The 15733-nt window shown below is 36.3% G+C and carries 19 protein-coding genes; 7 read left to right on the forward strand and 12 right to left on the reverse strand.

All coding sequences use genetic code 11. The features are described from left to right. Positions 1 to 105: 105 nt before the first annotated feature. A complete protein-coding gene (locus tag F935_RS09385) occupies positions 106 to 1323 on the forward strand; it encodes an MFS transporter (RefSeq protein WP_016138709.1) in 1218 nt (405 codons plus the stop codon). A 70-nt stretch (positions 1324 to 1393) separates the two neighbouring features. On the opposite strand, the gene F935_RS09390 is transcribed toward F935_RS09385, so the two are convergent. After that, positions 1394 to 2158, reverse strand: a complete 765-nt coding sequence (locus F935_RS09390; protein ID WP_016138710.1) for a COG4705 family protein — start codon at positions 2156 to 2158, stop codon at positions 1394 to 1396. Between the two features lie 310 nt (positions 2159 to 2468). On the opposite strand from F935_RS09390, the gene F935_RS09395 reads away from it, so the two are divergent. Beyond that, positions 2469 to 2873, forward strand: coding sequence for a hypothetical protein (locus F935_RS09395; protein ID WP_016138711.1), 405 nt, complete (start codon positions 2469 to 2471; stop codon positions 2871 to 2873). Between the two features lie 185 nt (positions 2874 to 3058). On the opposite strand, the gene F935_RS09400 is transcribed toward F935_RS09395, so the two are convergent. Then, positions 3059 to 4306: a mechanosensitive ion channel family protein gene (locus tag F935_RS09400; RefSeq protein WP_016138712.1), complete on the reverse strand. Its 1248-nt coding sequence runs from the start codon at positions 4304 to 4306 to the stop codon at positions 3059 to 3061. Positions 4307 to 4551: 245 nt separating this feature from the next. Here F935_RS09400 and F935_RS09405 point away from each other — a divergent pair, with 245 nt between their 5' ends. Continuing rightward, on the forward strand, positions 4552 to 4914 hold the full coding sequence (locus F935_RS09405; protein ID WP_051110041.1) for a DUF3592 domain-containing protein: 363 nt from the start codon (positions 4552 to 4554) through the stop codon (positions 4912 to 4914). A gap of 4 nt (positions 4915 to 4918) precedes the next feature. On the opposite strand, the gene F935_RS09410 is transcribed toward F935_RS09405, so the two are convergent. The 4 genes from F935_RS09410 to F935_RS09425 are packed head-to-tail and all read right to left on the reverse strand — an operon-like array spanning position 4919 to position 7929. Beyond that, entirely contained in the window at positions 4919 to 5563 is a 645-nt protein-coding gene (locus F935_RS09410; RefSeq protein WP_016138713.1) for a glycosyltransferase family 2 protein, read from the reverse strand. Next, complete coding sequence (locus F935_RS09415; protein ID WP_016138714.1) at positions 5560 to 6159, reverse strand: class I SAM-dependent methyltransferase; 600 nt, start codon at positions 6157 to 6159, stop codon at positions 5560 to 5562. The genes F935_RS09410 and F935_RS09415 overlap by 4 nt, the downstream gene beginning before the upstream one ends. Beyond that, the gene (locus tag F935_RS09420; RefSeq protein ID WP_016138715.1) at positions 6134 to 6928 is read right to left on the reverse strand and encodes a PIG-L deacetylase family protein; all 795 of its coding nucleotides are present in this window, start codon (positions 6926 to 6928) and stop codon (positions 6134 to 6136) included. Before F935_RS09420 ends, F935_RS09415 begins: the two co-directional genes overlap by 26 nt. After that, positions 6916 to 7929 carry a hypothetical protein gene (locus F935_RS09425; RefSeq protein WP_016138716.1) on the reverse strand — a complete coding sequence of 338 codons (1014 nt, stop codon included), beginning with the start codon at positions 7927 to 7929 and terminating at the stop codon, positions 6916 to 6918. Before F935_RS09425 ends, F935_RS09420 begins: the two co-directional genes overlap by 13 nt. A 249-nt stretch (positions 7930 to 8178) precedes the next feature. On the opposite strand from F935_RS09425, the gene F935_RS09430 reads away from it, so the two are divergent. Both F935_RS09430 and F935_RS09435 read left to right on the forward strand, forming a co-directional pair. After that, the gene (locus tag F935_RS09430; protein WP_004793546.1) at positions 8179 to 8412 is read left to right on the forward strand and encodes a DUF2171 domain-containing protein; all 234 of its coding nucleotides are present in this window, start codon (positions 8179 to 8181) and stop codon (positions 8410 to 8412) included. Positions 8413 to 8694: 282 nt separating this feature from the next. Next, a complete protein-coding gene (locus F935_RS09435; protein ID WP_016138717.1) occupies positions 8695 to 9639 on the forward strand; it encodes a metal-dependent hydrolase in 945 nt (314 codons plus the stop codon). Positions 9640 to 9707: 68 nt separating this feature from the next. Here F935_RS09435 and F935_RS09440 read toward each other — a convergent pair whose 3' ends face one another. From F935_RS09440 to F935_RS09450, 3 genes are all read right to left on the reverse strand, one after another. Further along, positions 9708 to 10262, reverse strand: a complete 555-nt coding sequence (locus F935_RS09440) for a TetR/AcrR family transcriptional regulator (RefSeq protein WP_016138718.1) — start codon at positions 10260 to 10262, stop codon at positions 9708 to 9710. 854 nt (positions 10263 to 11116) lie between these two features. Then, positions 11117 to 11455 (reverse strand): hypothetical protein, encoded by a 339-nt coding sequence (locus tag F935_RS09445; RefSeq protein WP_016138719.1) that lies wholly within the window; start codon positions 11453 to 11455, stop codon positions 11117 to 11119. Positions 11456 to 11737: 282 nt separating this feature from the next. Next, the gene (locus F935_RS09450; protein WP_013198447.1) at positions 11738 to 12505 is read right to left on the reverse strand and encodes a class I SAM-dependent methyltransferase; all 768 of its coding nucleotides are present in this window, start codon (positions 12503 to 12505) and stop codon (positions 11738 to 11740) included. Between the two features lie 364 nt (positions 12506 to 12869). Here F935_RS09450 and F935_RS09455 point away from each other — a divergent pair, with 364 nt between their 5' ends. Beyond that, positions 12870 to 13355: an Lrp/AsnC family transcriptional regulator gene (locus tag F935_RS09455; protein WP_034677787.1), complete on the forward strand. Its 486-nt coding sequence runs from the start codon at positions 12870 to 12872 to the stop codon at positions 13353 to 13355. Positions 13356 to 13533: 178 nt separating this feature from the next. Beyond that, positions 13534 to 13650 carry a hypothetical protein gene (locus F935_RS18430; protein WP_016138721.1) on the forward strand — a complete coding sequence of 39 codons (117 nt, stop codon included), beginning with the start codon at positions 13534 to 13536 and terminating at the stop codon, positions 13648 to 13650. Positions 13651 to 13665: 15 nt separating this feature from the next. On the opposite strand, the gene F935_RS09460 is transcribed toward F935_RS18430, so the two are convergent. The 3 genes from F935_RS09460 to F935_RS09470 form a co-directional block, all read right to left on the reverse strand. Then, a complete protein-coding gene (locus F935_RS09460; protein ID WP_016138722.1) occupies positions 13666 to 14475 on the reverse strand; it encodes a pyrroline-5-carboxylate reductase family protein in 810 nt (269 codons plus the stop codon). A gap of 398 nt (positions 14476 to 14873) precedes the next feature. Next, the gene (locus tag F935_RS09465) at positions 14874 to 15098 is read right to left on the reverse strand and encodes a hypothetical protein (RefSeq protein WP_016138723.1); all 225 of its coding nucleotides are present in this window, start codon (positions 15096 to 15098) and stop codon (positions 14874 to 14876) included. 209 nt (positions 15099 to 15307) lie between these two features. Continuing rightward, positions 15308 to 15520 carry a cold-shock protein gene (locus tag F935_RS09470; protein ID WP_016138724.1) on the reverse strand — a complete coding sequence of 71 codons (213 nt, stop codon included), beginning with the start codon at positions 15518 to 15520 and terminating at the stop codon, positions 15308 to 15310. Positions 15521 to 15733: the final 213 nt, after the last annotated feature.

A 15733-nucleotide genomic window follows, 5' to 3' on the forward strand; every position in this document is an offset into this window, starting at 1 on the left:
TCCTTACCAATCATCAGTAACAAGTTATCTAGTTGCATTTTAAAACTAGTAGACTTAATATTCAACTAGTTGCATTTTAAAACCAGATTGGGTGAGTTTAGAGCCATGAAAGCTTCTCTTGCATCTTCAACTTCACACGCCGAAAGCGATAAACGACTTTCAAGCATGCCTCGTGGCATAATTTTGCTGTTTGCTATAGCAAGTGGTGCAAGCGTAGCAAATGTCTATTATGCGCAGCCTTTGCTCGACATCTTAGCTAAGGACTTTAACGTTAGTCATGCTGCCATTGGCGGTGTAGTTACAGCCACTCAAATAGGTTGCGCCCTTGCACTCGTGTTCTTAGTACCGTTAGGTGACCTTGTAAATCGGCGTCGATTAATGGCTATGCAATTACTGGCTTTGATCTCAGCATTACTCGTGGTTGCCTTTGCTCACTCTACAATTGTTCTTTTGGCAGGAATGCTTGCCGTAGGTTTACTCGGCACAGCCATGACTCAAGGGCTTATCGCTTATGCTGTGAGTGCTGCTCTCCCACATGAGCAAGGACATGTGGTTGGCACTGCACAAAGTGGTGTGTTCATTGGTTTACTGCTTGCCCGAGTATTTTCAGGAGGAATTAGCGATTTAGCGGGATGGCGTGGCGTGTACTTCTGTGCAGCCATCATCATGCTCATGATTGCGTTACCTCTTTGGAAACGTCTGCCTCATTTAGAGGTTCAGCGCGTTACCATGCGCTACCCGCAACTTTTAGCATCCATGTTAAAACTGCTTCGCCAAGAAAAAGTGCTACAAGTGCGCGGTGTGTTAGCTTTACTCATGTTCGCTGCATTCAATATTTTTTGGAGTGCATTGGTACTACCGTTAAGTGAGCCGCCTTACAGTTTTTCGCATACTATTATTGGGTCTTTTGGACTTGTTGGAGTTGTTGGTGCTCTGGCTGCTGCACGTGCGGGTTATTGGGCCGACCGCGGATATGCTCAGCGCACAAGCTTAGCAGCACTTGTAATATTACTGCTTGCTTGGGGTCCACTCTCACTCATGGCTTACTCACTGTGGGCACTCGTGATTGGTATCGTATTGCTAGACTTGGGTGGACAAGCCTTACATGTGACCAACCAGAGTATGATTTTTCGCACTCGTCCAGAAGCGCATAGTCGGCTTGTTGGTCTATACATGCTCTTTTATGCAATCGGTAGTGGGCTAGGTGCAATTAGTACAACAGCAACTTACGCCTATGCTGGATGGTTTGGCGTGTGTGCACTCGGTGCAGGTGTTAGCCTTCTGGCATTATTATTTTGGTGGATAACCCGTAAAGTCTCTTAAAAACGCCTACTCTCAAATAAAAAAACCACATCACTCAAGAGAATCATGTGGTTTTTAATGAGCAGCTAATCTAATGAGATGACTGAGCTGCTTTAGGTTTAAAGACTACTAAACAGACAACAATGAAAGCTAATAAAACAAAAGACGCGCTAAATCTACTTAACTCTAATCCACCATGTGCGATAGGTTTATCAAGGAAATCTCCCAATACTGCACCTAGAGGTCTGGTAAGAACAAAGGCCAACCAAAATAATAAGGTTCTTGAAATTTTGGTATAAAAATAGCAGATTGCTAACACCAATAATAACGTACCAAAAATCAAAGCAGCGCTGGTATATCCTAAGCCTTGAGTATCAGCAGTCCAGTCTCCTAAAGCTGTCCCTAATGTTTGAGAAAACATGATGGTTAACCAATAGAAAGCTTCACTTTTTGCAGATTGAACACTTTTTACTGAAATTGTGCCGCAACTTAAATACCAAACAAACAGAGATATGCCTAATAAAATAAGTAATATTAAACTTCCTCCGGCATAGCCCACACCTAAGGTTCGATCAACAAAATCGGCAATTGTCGTACCTAACGTGGTAGTGGCGATGATTGTCGCCCAGTAGAAAAATGAATTATAGTTTTTAGCTTTAATTTGTAGTCCGACAAATACTGCAAAGATCACAGCAAAAATTGCAGTGCTGATTACATACCCCAAATTTAGGGACATAGACAGCGCATCTCCAGCAGTTTCACCTAGCGTTGTAGCTGCAATTTTAATAATCCAGAATAATAAGGTGACTTCTGGAACCTTACTCAAGGTTTTAGATAAATTCTCATGACTCATCATTGTATGTTCTCCCAACATACATATTCATTAGCTCCTATCTAAATATTTATGCCTTAAGATAAAATTAAGGTTAAAAATAAATTACAAATACTTTTTTTCAAAGAAAATTACACGACTTATGTTGGCCCAAAATTCAGATGAAAAAGCCAACAATATACAAATAAATAAAATATAATAATTTAAGAACTATTCATGTAAATGAATAAGTTTTTTATTTTTAAATAATTAACTTCAAAACGTAATGAGATGAAATCTTCTCTAACAATCTAAAGATTGATATGCAACATTAGTCCATTACTATCAAAATTATATGGAAATCCCTATAGGAACAAAATTGGGTATTAATAATAAATTAATTTGCGCAGTTGTATTGGTACTCCTTACAGGATGTGGGCAGCAAGAAGCGAACGAAAATACTAGTGCGGTGAAACTCCCTGTTTATCAATCTAATGGTGTTTCTGCTTCAGCGCGCTTAAAAGGAATTTTGCAGCTAAAACAAGAATGCCTTTATGTAAACGATATTCTGATTATCTTTCCCGAGCACTCGGCTCAGTGGGATTCTGAAAAAGAAGCTTTAAGCTATAAAGGTAGGCATATCGCCATAGGCAACGAATTAGATATTGCTGGTGGAAGTGGCGATTTTGAGCGAGACAATCTACGTATTAAACATTTGAGTCCAATGTGTGATCATCAGAATATTTGGTTTGCTGGATAATCTACAGAGAATGGTTCGAATTCAATTTTCGCTCCTCTTAACTTCTAGTTCTCAACCGGAATGAGTCAATTCACTATCAGATTTATATATTTTTCTCACAGGTCACTAGAGATGAAACATCAAAAAAGCCCCCATTTGGGAGCTTTTTAAAAATAGTTGAGGACCTGCTATTAACAGCTTAAAACTTAACTTGGATTAATCTCTGCGGTTAATCTTTGCAAATCATGACCCGAAGGTGCTTGGTACACACGTAAACCAAATTCAGGAAGAATCGCAATTAAGTGGTCAAAAATATCTGACTGAATTGCTTCATAAGAAACCCATGCAATCGTATTGGTAAATGCATAAATTTCTAAAGGCAAACCTTGGCTAGTCGGCTGTAATTGACGAACCATAATGGTTTGATTTTGAGCAATGCCCTTGTGCTGGCGCAAATAAAATTCAACATAGGCTCTAAACGTCCCAATATTGGTTAAACGGCGCTTGTTATAACGAGATTGGTTGCTTAACTGTTTATTAAAATCTTCAATTTCAGAATTCTTTGCATCAAGATATTGATCTAATAATAGAAATTCTTTGAGCTTCTGTTGCTCTTCATCACTCATGAAATGAACACTACTTTGATCGATAAAGAGTGAACGCTTCATTCGACGGCAGCCCGAATTGCTCATGCCTCGCCAGTTTTTAAATGTATCGGTAACCAACTTATTGGTCGGAATAGTCGTGTAAGTTTTATCAAAATTTTGAACAGTGACTGTATGCAACGAAATATCAATCACATCACCATCTGCATTAAGCGACGGCATTTCAATCCAGTCTCCAATCCGCACCATGTCATAAGAGGCAATTTGTACACTCGCCACTAAAGACAAAATAGTGTTTTGGAAAACCAGCATTAATACCGCTGCCATTGCACCGAAACCTGCAAGCAAAGTGAACACATCCTTTTTAAGGAATGTTCCCAAAATCATCAGGCCACACACAACAAATAAAATTAATTTAACCAGTTGTAAGTAACCTTTAATCGGCTTATTTCTTGATTTCGGATTACGCTGATAAATAAGATTGAAGATATTTAAAAGCTCGCTGACCGTAAGCGCGAGTGTAAGAAAGATAAATGCTTGCGCACCCATTTCTACAAAAGAAATAAACTTTGGAGTTAGATGTGGAACAGTTGCAATACCGTTCATAATCACAATAGCAGGAACAATGTTAGCAAATTTCTTTATGATGCTATGCTGAGCAAAAATAGATTGATTGGGTGATTTTAGCTTGGTCACTAAGTGACGAACGCCCCGCACAATAATGCGTTTAGCAATAAAAGTTGCCAATGCTGCAAATAGAATCAAAATCGTGAGTGAAACAAACATCTCTAGCCAAGGATAATGGCTTAAATGAGCCTGAATATCGCGAAAAAAACTTAAAAAATCCAAAAATTTACCCCTTAAAAATTTATTTTGTAGAATTTTAAGGGCTAAAGCACTTGATAATAAGACTTGTTTACATATGTAGTCATAAATACAACAACTAAGTTATATACCCTGCTATTTATCTCATTATTTTGATGCTTAACGCTCAGTTCTTATCTACTTATGTTTTAGATCACGCACATAAACTAGATCGAATGAATCGACTCATTTAAAATAATACGTTAAACGAATAATTCTGGTTTTAGTGAGTGAAATTTTCTGACTTTTTGACTTTTATTGGCGTGGTCTGGTTTAGCTTATTCTTTATCTATATTGCTTGGACCTTTTTTCTTAAAAGTCTATTCAATAAATTTTTAATTTATAAACGAGGAATCCTTACTTCTGCCGAGGTCGTATATTTTCAGGACTCATTAGCTAAGGTGCAATATCGCCCGTTATGTTATATAAAATTGAAATTTCAAACGGAGCAAGGCCAAATCATGACTGAAAACCTAAAGGTGCTTATTGCTAAACAAAATCATGATCAATATAAAGTCGGAAGCATCATCAAAATTAAATATGACCCTAAGAATTTAAAGAATATTTCGATATTGGGCGAGGTAATGGTTTAAGACATTAGAGATTATTTAAAAAGTACGATAAACCCTGAGGTGCGCGTCCGTTTAAGCGACTACTTGTTGTCACTCGCACCAGATTACTCCAAGTAATATTGCAACAATGCTTGATCAGTTTTTTGATTAAAGATACATCTTCATGGCATGAAATAGGCTCAAAGCCACCTACCAAAAGATAAACCTCTGCACTAAAACTTAAATTTGCCCCGTGAATATGCGCGTGATCCATCTGATCTTTATAATGCGCTAAATATTTTTGCTGTTTCGTTATAGAGAGATGACTAAAATCATCTAGTGTTACCGTGCCGCAAATCGCATCTGTGGGTTGGTGCTGAATTTGATAGCGCAGCCAATCAGGACTAACCACCGTGTCTGCATCCGTACATGCAATCCACGTCACTCCACGCCCAATTAAATGACGAATTCCTAAATCTCGTGCTCGCCCAACACATGCGTAGTTGCATTCAATCCAATTGATCTGATGGCTTTGTACAATCAACCGCGACTGATCTGTACAGTTATCAAGTACCACAATCACTTCTACGTCATAACCGCTAATGTTCTCTATAGCGACCTGAATAGAGTGCAAACAAGCCGATAGATAGTGCTCTTCGTTATGTGCCGGAATGACGATACCTATTTTCATCTTAGTTTTTCCTGCTGTGCTAAAGAGGAAGTGTTCGCCGTCCATAGATCAATCATAAAATCTGGATCGTTTAAGCTGAGATAGTGATGAAATGAGAAATGTTGCTGAAAGCCTTGATGGACTTGTTCTGCATTTAATTCAAAATCTTGAATTTCATGACGCCAATGACAACAAAGAATCTCGCCATCATCATTTAAACTATGTTTTAACTTTTCAATAAACTCCTGCAATTCATCAGCCGATAAGTAATAGGCCATCTCACTAATTAAAATGAGATCGAATTTTTGAATTGAGTAGTCTTCAGGTATTTTTCTATTTTCAACAACCACATGCTCAAATTCTTTTAAACGCTCGGACGCTAAGCGAACAGCACTCTCAGAGACATCTATACACAGCAATTGTTCGGCTCTTTGCGCCAAATGAAAACTTAAATGTCCATTTGAACACCCCACTTCTAACACTTTTGAGTAACGAGGTCTTGTCAGCAGCGCGAGACAAATTTGTCTTTTACGAGCTTCATACCAATGAGAGTCATAGCCCCACGGATCACTGTTATGACGATATAAATCTTCAAAGTACATGCGAGAATGAATCACTCAAATAAACCTCATAAGGCATTAAAAGACGTTTAATTGCACTTGAAGAAAGAACCGCGGCATTGCCCGTGGTTTCATCTGCTTCAAGTTGGGTTTTAAACTGCAAAATTGCTTGATGTTTTTTAGTTAGCTGTTCTTCGGTTAAGTGGTAGGCTTTTGCTCGGTACCAATCAATTCGTGAGTCTAAAGGCTTTGCCCAATGCCAAGCCCAAATTAATACGTGCAAACATAGAAGTTGCTTAGCGGTTGCATAAGCTTGTACGGTTTTACCTACTGCTTCATGGTCTGGGTGACCATCAAAGGCATAGCTACAAATTAGAATGTCATCGGCTTGAACGATCTGCTCTAAACTCTGCCACAGTTCATCAGTTTGCAAATGAATCTGACCATCTAACAAATTAAGCTTCACATACTCGGTTAACTCGGCTACCCCTAAACAATTTAAGGCTTCCAAGCTTTCTTGTGGGCGAAGAATATTGAGCTGATCTGGAGGATATTTTGTAGAGTTAGGATGGCTTTGTGTGCCGTTACTTACCGCTAAAATGAGGATCTTACAATTCAGCGCAATAAGTTGCTGCATTAAACCACCGCAACCAAGTACTTCATCATCAGGATGTGGAGCGACAATCACCACCCTTTTAGAGCGAAATAACTCAAGATTTAAAGGCGCTAAAGGTTGTTGTTGAAATGCATTTAACCATTGCTCTTTGGACGTACCTTCACCAAAAATAACGCGGTCTTCAACCAAAGGATGTTTTAAAGTTCCCATAGGCTTTGGTCCGATAAACAAAGTTCTGTAATTTGTTGGTAATCAAAAGCAGCATGACTTTGTCTGATAAACACAGGCAAATCAGCCATGAGCTGTGCAAAAGTTGCATCTTCACAAAAAGGACGAGCGCCTAATGCTTTCCCTACTCGCTCAACCACACTCAGACAGCATTGTTCTGTTTGGGCACGTAGTATTCGTATTTCCCGCTCATGATTTAGCATGGGTTTGCTGTCAATCAGTTCAGCAACATATTTAAAATATTGCTTAGTGATTTCTAATTGATGCGCGACCTCGCCTAAATACAATTTTTTAAAAGGATTTGGACTGACCTGGCAACTTTCTTGTAAAAAACCAGCTAAACCAACGGCGGCACCATACCAACAAGCGGCAACACCTGCTGCACCATGCCAAAAACCTGAGCGCTTTAAATAACTATTTGGGTGACCAATCAATTTAACAGGCGTATTTTCAAAACTTACTCTTGCAGTCTGTGTCGCATCCATCCCGACTGCATGCCAGTGGCTTAAGTCCGTGCTAATAGAGGAATGACTTAAGTCAACAATACAAAGCTGAGCCTGCCCTTGTTGATTTTTAAAACTCATTAAAGCTTTTTGAATAAACTCTGCACCAGAACACCAAGGCTTTATGCCCTTACACAGGTTATCTTTTACCTGCAATGGAGCTGGTCCACCGTCTGCTGCCCAAACAGCCCAAAGCTGGTCACCTATTTCTTGCTGATAACCCAACTCATATAAAATGCTTACAGCATCGCAATGTGACTCAAAGAGCTTTGCCAAACTTAAATCGACTCCAGCAATCTGAGCAAAAAGTTGCCAGCGCTGATAGGTCTGACCCGAAGCTGGATGAGGTAAATTTTTGGCTAAACTTACCAATTGAGAGAGTAAATCTATACGAAGCTTACTTTTATCTTCAGCTAAGGCAGATTCAAATTCACTCAAGATACTTAATATCGTCACATTTATAGGTATTTTAATATTCATTGCAAATAATTATTTATAAGACTTGGTTTAACCTTATCTAAATACTTCTGTTTAAATAAACATGTAAATTGTAATAAAAAGATAAATATTATTGGTTTTATATCTAATTATTTCATTGTTACTCAAATATATTTATTAAGTGAACTTATAAACCCATCCTGTAAGGTTTATTAAAAACCCCTGATTTATCCAATTATTTAAAGTAATTTAAGTCTTACCGTTTTTCTATTTCTAAAGAAGAGGTCTAAAATGAGTACTTTAAATATTAATGATATTAAAAAACACGCAGACGTTATTGCTTCTTGTGGTACTAAAGTAGGAACAGTCGACCATCTAGATGGTGAAAACCAATTAAAGCTGACTCGAGATGAAAGCGGTCAACATCACCTTATTCCTACTGGATGGATTGGGGAAGTAAAAGAAAACCAAGTCATTCTGAATAAAAATTCAGAAGAAGTTAAAGATCAGTGGCAAGCGATCTAGACTTTTAAGCACGATACGTGACTTAACCTGAACTTTATAATAAATCGTTTCAGCTTAGAAAAATGAATAGGCTTAAAAACTTTACAGCCTAACTCCCCGAACTGAAGGCTCCTTTTCATAAGGAGCCTTTTTTATTTATTAAATCTCTGACTTAGGCCGTTTTTATCTCTATAAGCCTTTTGTTAGATGTTTTTGTCCTTTACTCACATGGTGATCAATTTTACTTAATGCTAAAAATTGTCCATTCGCATTAAATGAACAATTATGAATAGGGTGACGTATATGATCACAGGGAATCATCAACTTAAAGCAAGGAAAGTACATTTTGATTTTGCCGAGTCGTCTGTCTGTTGGATGCCGAATGATCCGCTCTGCTCACACGTAGCAAATGGTATTAATATGCTCTTGCCGGCTGGTGAATTTTGGTTTTGCCGCGTGTTTAATAAAACTCTTCCCTTAATTACCGATGAAACCTTAAAACAAGAAGTGATTGGCTTTGTTCGTCAAGAAGCAGCTCATGCACGTGCCCATGAAAAAGCTCAAGACTTCTTACGTGAAAATGGCTACGACATTCAAGAAACACTCAACCGCGCCCATTTTGTGTTTAACATTTTATTGGGTGACAAACCTTTAGGTATGCCCTTTTTAAAAGGCGAAAAGCTTGATGAATATTGGTTACTTTTTCGAGTAGGTGTGATTGCTGCAATTGAGCACTTTACCGGCACCATTGGTCAATGGACACTCGACAGTAAGTCTTGGGACCAGGCTGACCCTGCTATGGCAGATTTGTTCCGTTGGCATTTGGCTGAAGAAGTTGAGCATCGCTGTGTTGCCTACGACTTATTTGAGCACCTATTAACAAACAAGTTTGGGTTTTATGTGTCACGCCAAGTGATTATGGCAGCTGTTTTCCCACTGTTTATTTATTTCCTTGCTGACTTTGCCCGTAGTTTAGGCCAACAAGATTTAGAACACGAAGATATTCAAAAATTGATGCGTCGTGGCTACTTCAAAATTATTCGTGAATTTGAAAAAACTGCGACTCGCTCAGACAACCTACCGACCATTAAATATTTGTGGAAAGCGACATTAAGATGGGTTTCTCCAAAATTTAACCCACTTCATGAAGGTGACACCGAGCAAGCTTTAGCTTATATGGCTCGCTCGCCTGCCGTTCAATATTTTGAAGGAATGGCACAGGCTGCAAAACCTGCGGCATTAAGCTAAGCAGCTATCTTTATTTAAAATGAAAAGCCTCCTTTTTTGGAGGCTTTTTCTTAGGTAAGTTTTATAGCTTAAGCAAAATTTAAAAAGAAATACTCCAACAACCGATCTCTTTCATCTACTGCATTTTTATCTAAAAGTTGGACCATTGCGCCATCAATCATAAATAAAAACATGTAAGCATCTTGGATGGAGGCCGTAGCTTTTAAGGTTAAAAGCAACTTATAGATTTCGTTAACGAACCAGTTTCTATAATCAACCACAACTTTATAGGCAACTGGATAGAGCTTTTCAATTTCAAAAATTGCTTTAAAGGGTAAATGATAAAAGCCATTTAAGTCGGCATGTAAAAGATAAATCTGCTTAAGTTTATCGAGCACCATTTCTTCACGGTAAGAATTAACAATGGAAAACACTTTTACTGTGAGCGCGTCTTTTTGAAAAGTGAGACACATCTCGATGAGTCGTGCTTTTGAGTGAAAGTCGTTGTAAAAAGTAGCTTTGGCAACTTTGGCTTCTGCAATAATTTGGTCGACCCCGACCTTATGAAACCCATATTGATTAAATAAGTCTTTTGCGGTGTGAAGCACTCTGAGTGCTCTAAATGAAGATTCTAAATTTGGCATAGGTATACCGTTTAAATAATTTTTTGTTGTATCTAAAAGAGATAGAAATGCCGTTACTCTTAAAATGAGTGCTAAAAACAGGCATGCAAAAGCAGCACAAAAATGTGCCTAAGCTATCTCAGGTTTTATTGTTGCTATGATTTTTTAGTCGTAACGAGCTAAGGTTGTAGAAACCTAGAGTCGGTTAAACCGTTTTAAAGACCAGTTGGGAGGTATGGCTAGAGAGAATTTGGCAAAGACCAAAAATTGAGAAGAAATAGTACGCATAGCGGACTCCTTGTGTGTAAAGAAGTTCTACCAGATCACTGTCAAATGATTATGGTGGTAGAACGAGAGAAGGTTGACAGACTGACACACAAGAATCAGCACGCACAAGGCGTCCCTCCCTCGCCCTACCGCTACGAAGGGGGACGAACGAGTTCGCCACCAAAAAGAGAACTTTTTGATGTCTTGTGTGTTAAATCGATCTGTCAAAATCGACTGGCAATGTGACCAGCAGGCAAAGCATAATCGGAGGGGTTTAGAGTGTCAATGTGATATTGGCTAGAAAATAATTGAATAAATATTATTTTTCATTGGATTAGAATATTTAATTCTTTCATTAGAAATTTATTATTTAGTAAAAATAATAATAGAACAAAAGAGGGTTAGCAGACTGGGCATATAGAACCAGCACGCACAAGGCGTCCCCCTCCCGTTCCGCCGCAGAGAATAATAAGAGAGATTTTAAGTGTCAATGTGATATTCGGCGAATTCTTAAAGTTTATTTTAAATTATATGCTGTGATACACCGATAAAATGAATAATTAAATCCATTTTATCGGCTTGCTAGAAGAGGTTTTTAAAACCTTATTTTATTTTTTAATATAGTTCGGAAACTCTTTTAAAACCGTACTACATAATTGGCCTTTCATATCTCCTCTCTTGCGTGCTTCAAATTGGTCCATACCTAATCTCATAACTTCTTTACCGTATTTTTCACCTAGCTCATGTTTAGTACATTTGTCAGATTCATGAACTAATTCTTGTGAAGTATAGTGATAATTACAATCAAGTTGAGCACGGCTTAAAAAACCATGTAGTTGTACTGTTCTCTCGCAAGTTGATCGCTGTATATAAGTTTTGGGCTCTTGTTCAGCATAAACTGATGTTCCTACCAATAAAGTGAAAACTGTTACTAAAATATTACGCATTATTTCCCCGACAAAGTTATTAAAAGTATTAGTGATAATGTTGCGGGCATATTAAATAATAATTACTTATAAGTGTCTATTAATAATAAGAAAATTAGATAATTCCTCTTCTCTTTTGAGTACTTAATCACCTTAAAAAAATTGTGTGATTAAGTTTTATCAAATAAATGATATTAGAATTGTTTTATTGCTATCTTTAATATAATCCAAGCGATTCAAGTAAAGAGTTCTAGTGATATTTAATTCATTTCTTATCGACTAAAACCCTTACTCATTAGCACTTTAAAACCCTAACTTCTTAAAGACAAAATAACCCACATGGCTTTCGAAGCTACCGTCATTTTGAATTTTGAAATACTTCTTAACGAGGTCAGACGAACCTTCTTGCAAATAGCGTAAAGTTTTAATTTGATCTTCAGGAGTTTTCATACGCTTTACCCAACTATCAAAGTCTAAAGAAAGCGTTTGTTTGTCTAAACCCACTAAGTCAAAGCCCGCATCTTCAATAAAATAGACCCACTCTTTCACACTATAGTTTCTTACGTGACTAGGGTCTCGAATAGTTTCGATTGTCTGTAAAAACGTATCTAATATAGGCGAGCTAGAACTGATAATATCTACAAAAATAACAATACCATCTGGCTTAAGAACGCGGTTTACTTCTTTCATGGCCGTCGGAACATGCTGCCAGTGATGAGCTGAATATCGGCTAATCACGACATCAAACTGCTGATCACTAAAAGGCATGTCTTCAGCAATGCCCTGCTGCACAAAGATGTTTTTTAATTTTCGCTGGCTAGCAGCCTTAGACACTGTATCTAACATTTCATGAGATAAATCGTAGGCAAAGACGAGATCAGCATGTGGAGCAACATTATAAGAAACATGACCACCACCACAGCCTAAATCTAGAACGACAGCCTTTTCATATTTCTGAATTTCATGAATAAATTTATTAAATTCAATTCCTTCAGAATGAGCTTGGCTATTCAAATAGTCTAAAGATTTATTTTGATATTGTTTTTGGTTTATATCGTGCTGGGTGATCATAACCTTGCTTCCTACTTTGCAATGGAATCACCATAAAGGAAAAGTTAGATAAAAAATAATGATTAGTTTTTCTTCAATTGATAAATAAAAGTTATTATTTAATTTGTTTTAATACATTACGACAATTAATAAAAATAGATTTAAGAACTTATAAGAAATCCGCAAAGAGCACTGTTTAGTCACCCTTACTGAAACAGTGCTCTTTGCTCCATCACAACCCTTATCCAGAAGGTTCGATGCATAGAACTAGTGTATGTACCTTTAACTCAAAATGTTTCCTGAATTTTTTAATATTTTTAAATATTCGCAGCATAAAAATGAAGTATATTTACTTTTATCAGAAGATTCTTCTTTGGTTTATATTTTGAACAGAACAGAATACACACTAGATCGCATAGATCGGAAAATTTTATCTGCATTGCGTGGCAATGGCCGTTTAACCGTTGCTCAATTAGCAGAAGAAGTCGGTCTTTCATCCTCTCCATGCTGGACACGGCTAAAGCGTCTAGAAACTTTAAAAATTATTGAAGGCTATACGGTAAACGTAAATCCAAAAGCGATTGGTATTCATGAAGTGTTCTTTATAGAAATTACTTTAGAGCGCCATGACGATGAAATGCTGGAAAATTTCAGCGAAGCATTAGCCGATATACCTGAAGTTGTAGAAGCTCATCTGGTGACAGGTGATTATGATTATTTGGTTAAAGTAGCTGTAAAAGATGCTGAGCATTACGAGCGTTTTTTACGGAAAAAACTCTATTCGATTAAAGGGATTCGACACACTCGTTCGACTTTTGCCCTACGTCCCCTTAAATCTGCCAATACCGCCGATTTAATGTTGATTGAATAACAGGTGTAGCATCTATAAGTCATCGAGTTAAGATATTGATTCTAGAATTCTTATTCAGTTAAGCGGCTTAGACCATAACAAATTTAGACTCTGTTATATTTTTTTTAAAAAATTCTGTATCTATGATTACAGCCTCCTCATCTCCATAATAAAATTAATCTGAATTGGAGGCATCGCCATGAACATTTTAAAGAAAAAAAATAAGGCCAGTTTTGTATTCTTTATTATTACTCTCTACTCTTTTATTGGGTTTGGCTTAGGTTATATTATTTGGGAATACTTTTTAAAGACCTAACTTGTTAAAGAAGATTTAGCTAGCCTCAGAAATAATTTCTGAAGTAATTTCTTTGCTACGATGATATGCGGCCTTCATAGCTAAACGTATATCATCTGACACATTGCCTAACTCAAACATTCGTAAAGCAGATTCGGTAATCCCGTTTGCTAAAGTGACCTTTCCACATAATTCTGCTGGTGGAACATTACTTTTACGAATCATTTCAACAGCCCCAGTCGCTGCTTGAAGCGCAAGATCTAAGGCAAATTGCTTATCTAGCCCTAGTGAAACGCCAGTCTTAATCATGCTATCTAAAATATAGAAAAAGTAAGCTGGCCCTGAACCTGATAATGCAATAATGGCATCACTTTGTGTTTCCGAAGCAGCCCAAAAAGTCTGCCCTGTTGGAGAATACAACGTTTCAATTAAGTCTTTATCAAGCTGATCCATTTGCTCTGAAGCAATAAGCACGTGAGTGCCCGTATGCGTAAGCACAGGCGGATTTGAAATCACACGAACGATTTTCTTTGAACCCGTAAAACGAGATAAGTTTGCAATATCAATCCCTGCCATCATAGAAACAATAATCTTATTTGCTAACCATTTTTTAAACGGCGCAAGTGTCTCTTTTAATTGCTTGGGATCTAATAACAACACAATAATGTCAGCTTTTTTTAAACCATTTTCTTTTTGCTTCAATGCATTTGTATCATTAATTTTTTTCTCTTCGATTAAGTGTATTTTTTCTTTTTTAAATCCTTTTAAAACCATTCCTCCGATTAAAGCCAAAGCTAAATTACTACTGCCAATAAAGCAAATATTCGGTTGTACTTCACTTAACATTTAAAATGTTTTCCTTTCTAAGGGAGGCTATAACAATAAATATTATCTATAGTTTAATTATGAATATTGAATTAAAGATGTTTATCTGACCAAAGTATCCACTCAAATAAATTATATTAAAATGGATTTTGTTTTATTTGCGCAATAAATAAAACAACTTTAACTTAAGCCTAATGTATAACTATATTTAGCAAATTCCATATGCAATTTGTAAAAGTCTGTAACTACCTCTAATATAGTGTAAACACTATCTAAGACTATAAAATAAAAACATTTACTTTCAAAAGCTAAAATTTACTTATAAGTCTATTTCATTTAAATTACTAATAAAATATCTCATATTAAATAAGAAAAACTTAAAATTAACAGACCGTAGTAAATGTATTGTGATTTATGAGCTAAAGATTTTCTTTTTTATTCTTTAAAATTCTCTCGGCTTTTCTTATCGCTTGGCTTAAATCAACATCTTCACATACCCAGAAGGTAAAAATTTTTCCAAATAAATGAAAGTGTTGTTTAATATATTTAGAACTATGATCTGAATAATGCTCTTCTATCTTAAAGAAATCATTATTGTTTTCTATTTTTTGACCGTCAAAAATACCGCCAATACAAATATCCATTTTAATACTACATACCTAATTGTTTATATTATAACATAAAATATAGAAGCATTTTTTAAACTATTATTTTCACTTCTTCTTATTTTAAATATAATTTTGTTGAAATTTATAAAAAACCCACAAAGATAAAGTGGGTTTTTTAAACTCTTCTAAAATGCGATGCTTTAAATAAAATTTATTTAAAAATATTCATGCATTTTATTTAATTATCAATTTTTAAGAATCACAATATTTGAAGCTTGTGGGCCTTTTTTACCTTGTACTACGGTAAACTCAACACGTTGACCTTCCAATAGAACTTTAAAACCTTGTGTTTGAATATCAGTAAAATGAGCAAAAATATCTTTACCATCTTCAGTCACGATAAAACCAAAACCTTTAGTTTCATTGAACCATTTTACTGTACCAGTAGTAGTAGACATATGTTAATCCTGAATCTTAAAATATTATAACTTATTATTGGTGAAACCAATTTAACTAAAAAATAGACGTCAAAACTTAAATATCTAGAAGAACCCAAGGATTATAAATAAAACTGCGCAAATAGAAATTTATGATGACAAGAATATTTTGTTAGTTATTCTCGATAATACACGCTTCAGAAGCATTTGCAATCGATATTCAAAATAATTCAA

Origin of the sequence: Acinetobacter calcoaceticus ANC 3811, from assembly GCF_000399665.1 — a bacterium.
Lineage (GTDB): Bacteria > Pseudomonadota > Gammaproteobacteria > Pseudomonadales > Moraxellaceae > Acinetobacter > Acinetobacter calcoaceticus_B.

Excerpts from the sequence above, each read along its gene's own strand:
- F935_RS09460 (WP_016138722.1), bottom strand. The coding sequence starts at position 14,475 with ATGTTAAGTGAAGTACAACCGAATATTTGCTTTATTGGCAGTAGTAAT.
- F935_RS09470 (WP_016138724.1), bottom strand. The coding sequence starts at position 15,520 with ATGTCTACTACTACTGGTACAGTAAAATGGTTCAATGAAACTAAAGGT.
- F935_RS09430 (WP_004793546.1), top strand. The coding sequence starts at position 8,179 with ATGAGTACTTTAAATATTAATGATATTAAAAAACACGCAGACGTTATT.
- F935_RS09440 (WP_016138718.1), bottom strand. The coding sequence starts at position 10,262 with ATGCCAAATTTAGAATCTTCATTTAGAGCACTCAGAGTGCTTCACACC.
- F935_RS09385 (WP_016138709.1), top strand. The coding sequence starts at position 106 with ATGAAAGCTTCTCTTGCATCTTCAACTTCACACGCCGAAAGCGATAAA.
- F935_RS09420 (WP_016138715.1), bottom strand. The coding sequence starts at position 6,928 with ATGGGAACTTTAAAACATCCTTTGGTTGAAGACCGCGTTATTTTTGGT.
- F935_RS09390 (WP_016138710.1), bottom strand. The coding sequence starts at position 2,158 with ATGATGAGTCATGAGAATTTATCTAAAACCTTGAGTAAGGTTCCAGAA.
- F935_RS09465 (WP_016138723.1), bottom strand. The coding sequence starts at position 15,098 with ATGGATATTTGTATTGGCGGTATTTTTGACGGTCAAAAAATAGAAAAC.
- F935_RS09450 (WP_013198447.1), bottom strand. The coding sequence starts at position 12,505 with ATGATCACCCAGCACGATATAAACCAAAAACAATATCAAAATAAATCT.
- F935_RS09395 (WP_016138711.1), top strand. The coding sequence starts at position 2,469 with ATGGAAATCCCTATAGGAACAAAATTGGGTATTAATAATAAATTAATT.
- F935_RS09445 (WP_016138719.1), bottom strand. The coding sequence starts at position 11,455 with ATGCGTAATATTTTAGTAACAGTTTTCACTTTATTGGTAGGAACATCA.
- F935_RS09425 (WP_016138716.1), bottom strand. The coding sequence starts at position 7,929 with ATGAATATTAAAATACCTATAAATGTGACGATATTAAGTATCTTGAGT.
- F935_RS18430 (WP_016138721.1), top strand. The coding sequence starts at position 13,534 with ATGAACATTTTAAAGAAAAAAAATAAGGCCAGTTTTGTATTCTTTATT.
- F935_RS09410 (WP_016138713.1), bottom strand. The coding sequence starts at position 5,563 with ATGAAAATAGGTATCGTCATTCCGGCACATAACGAAGAGCACTATCTA.
- F935_RS09435 (WP_016138717.1), top strand. The coding sequence starts at position 8,695 with ATGATCACAGGGAATCATCAACTTAAAGCAAGGAAAGTACATTTTGAT.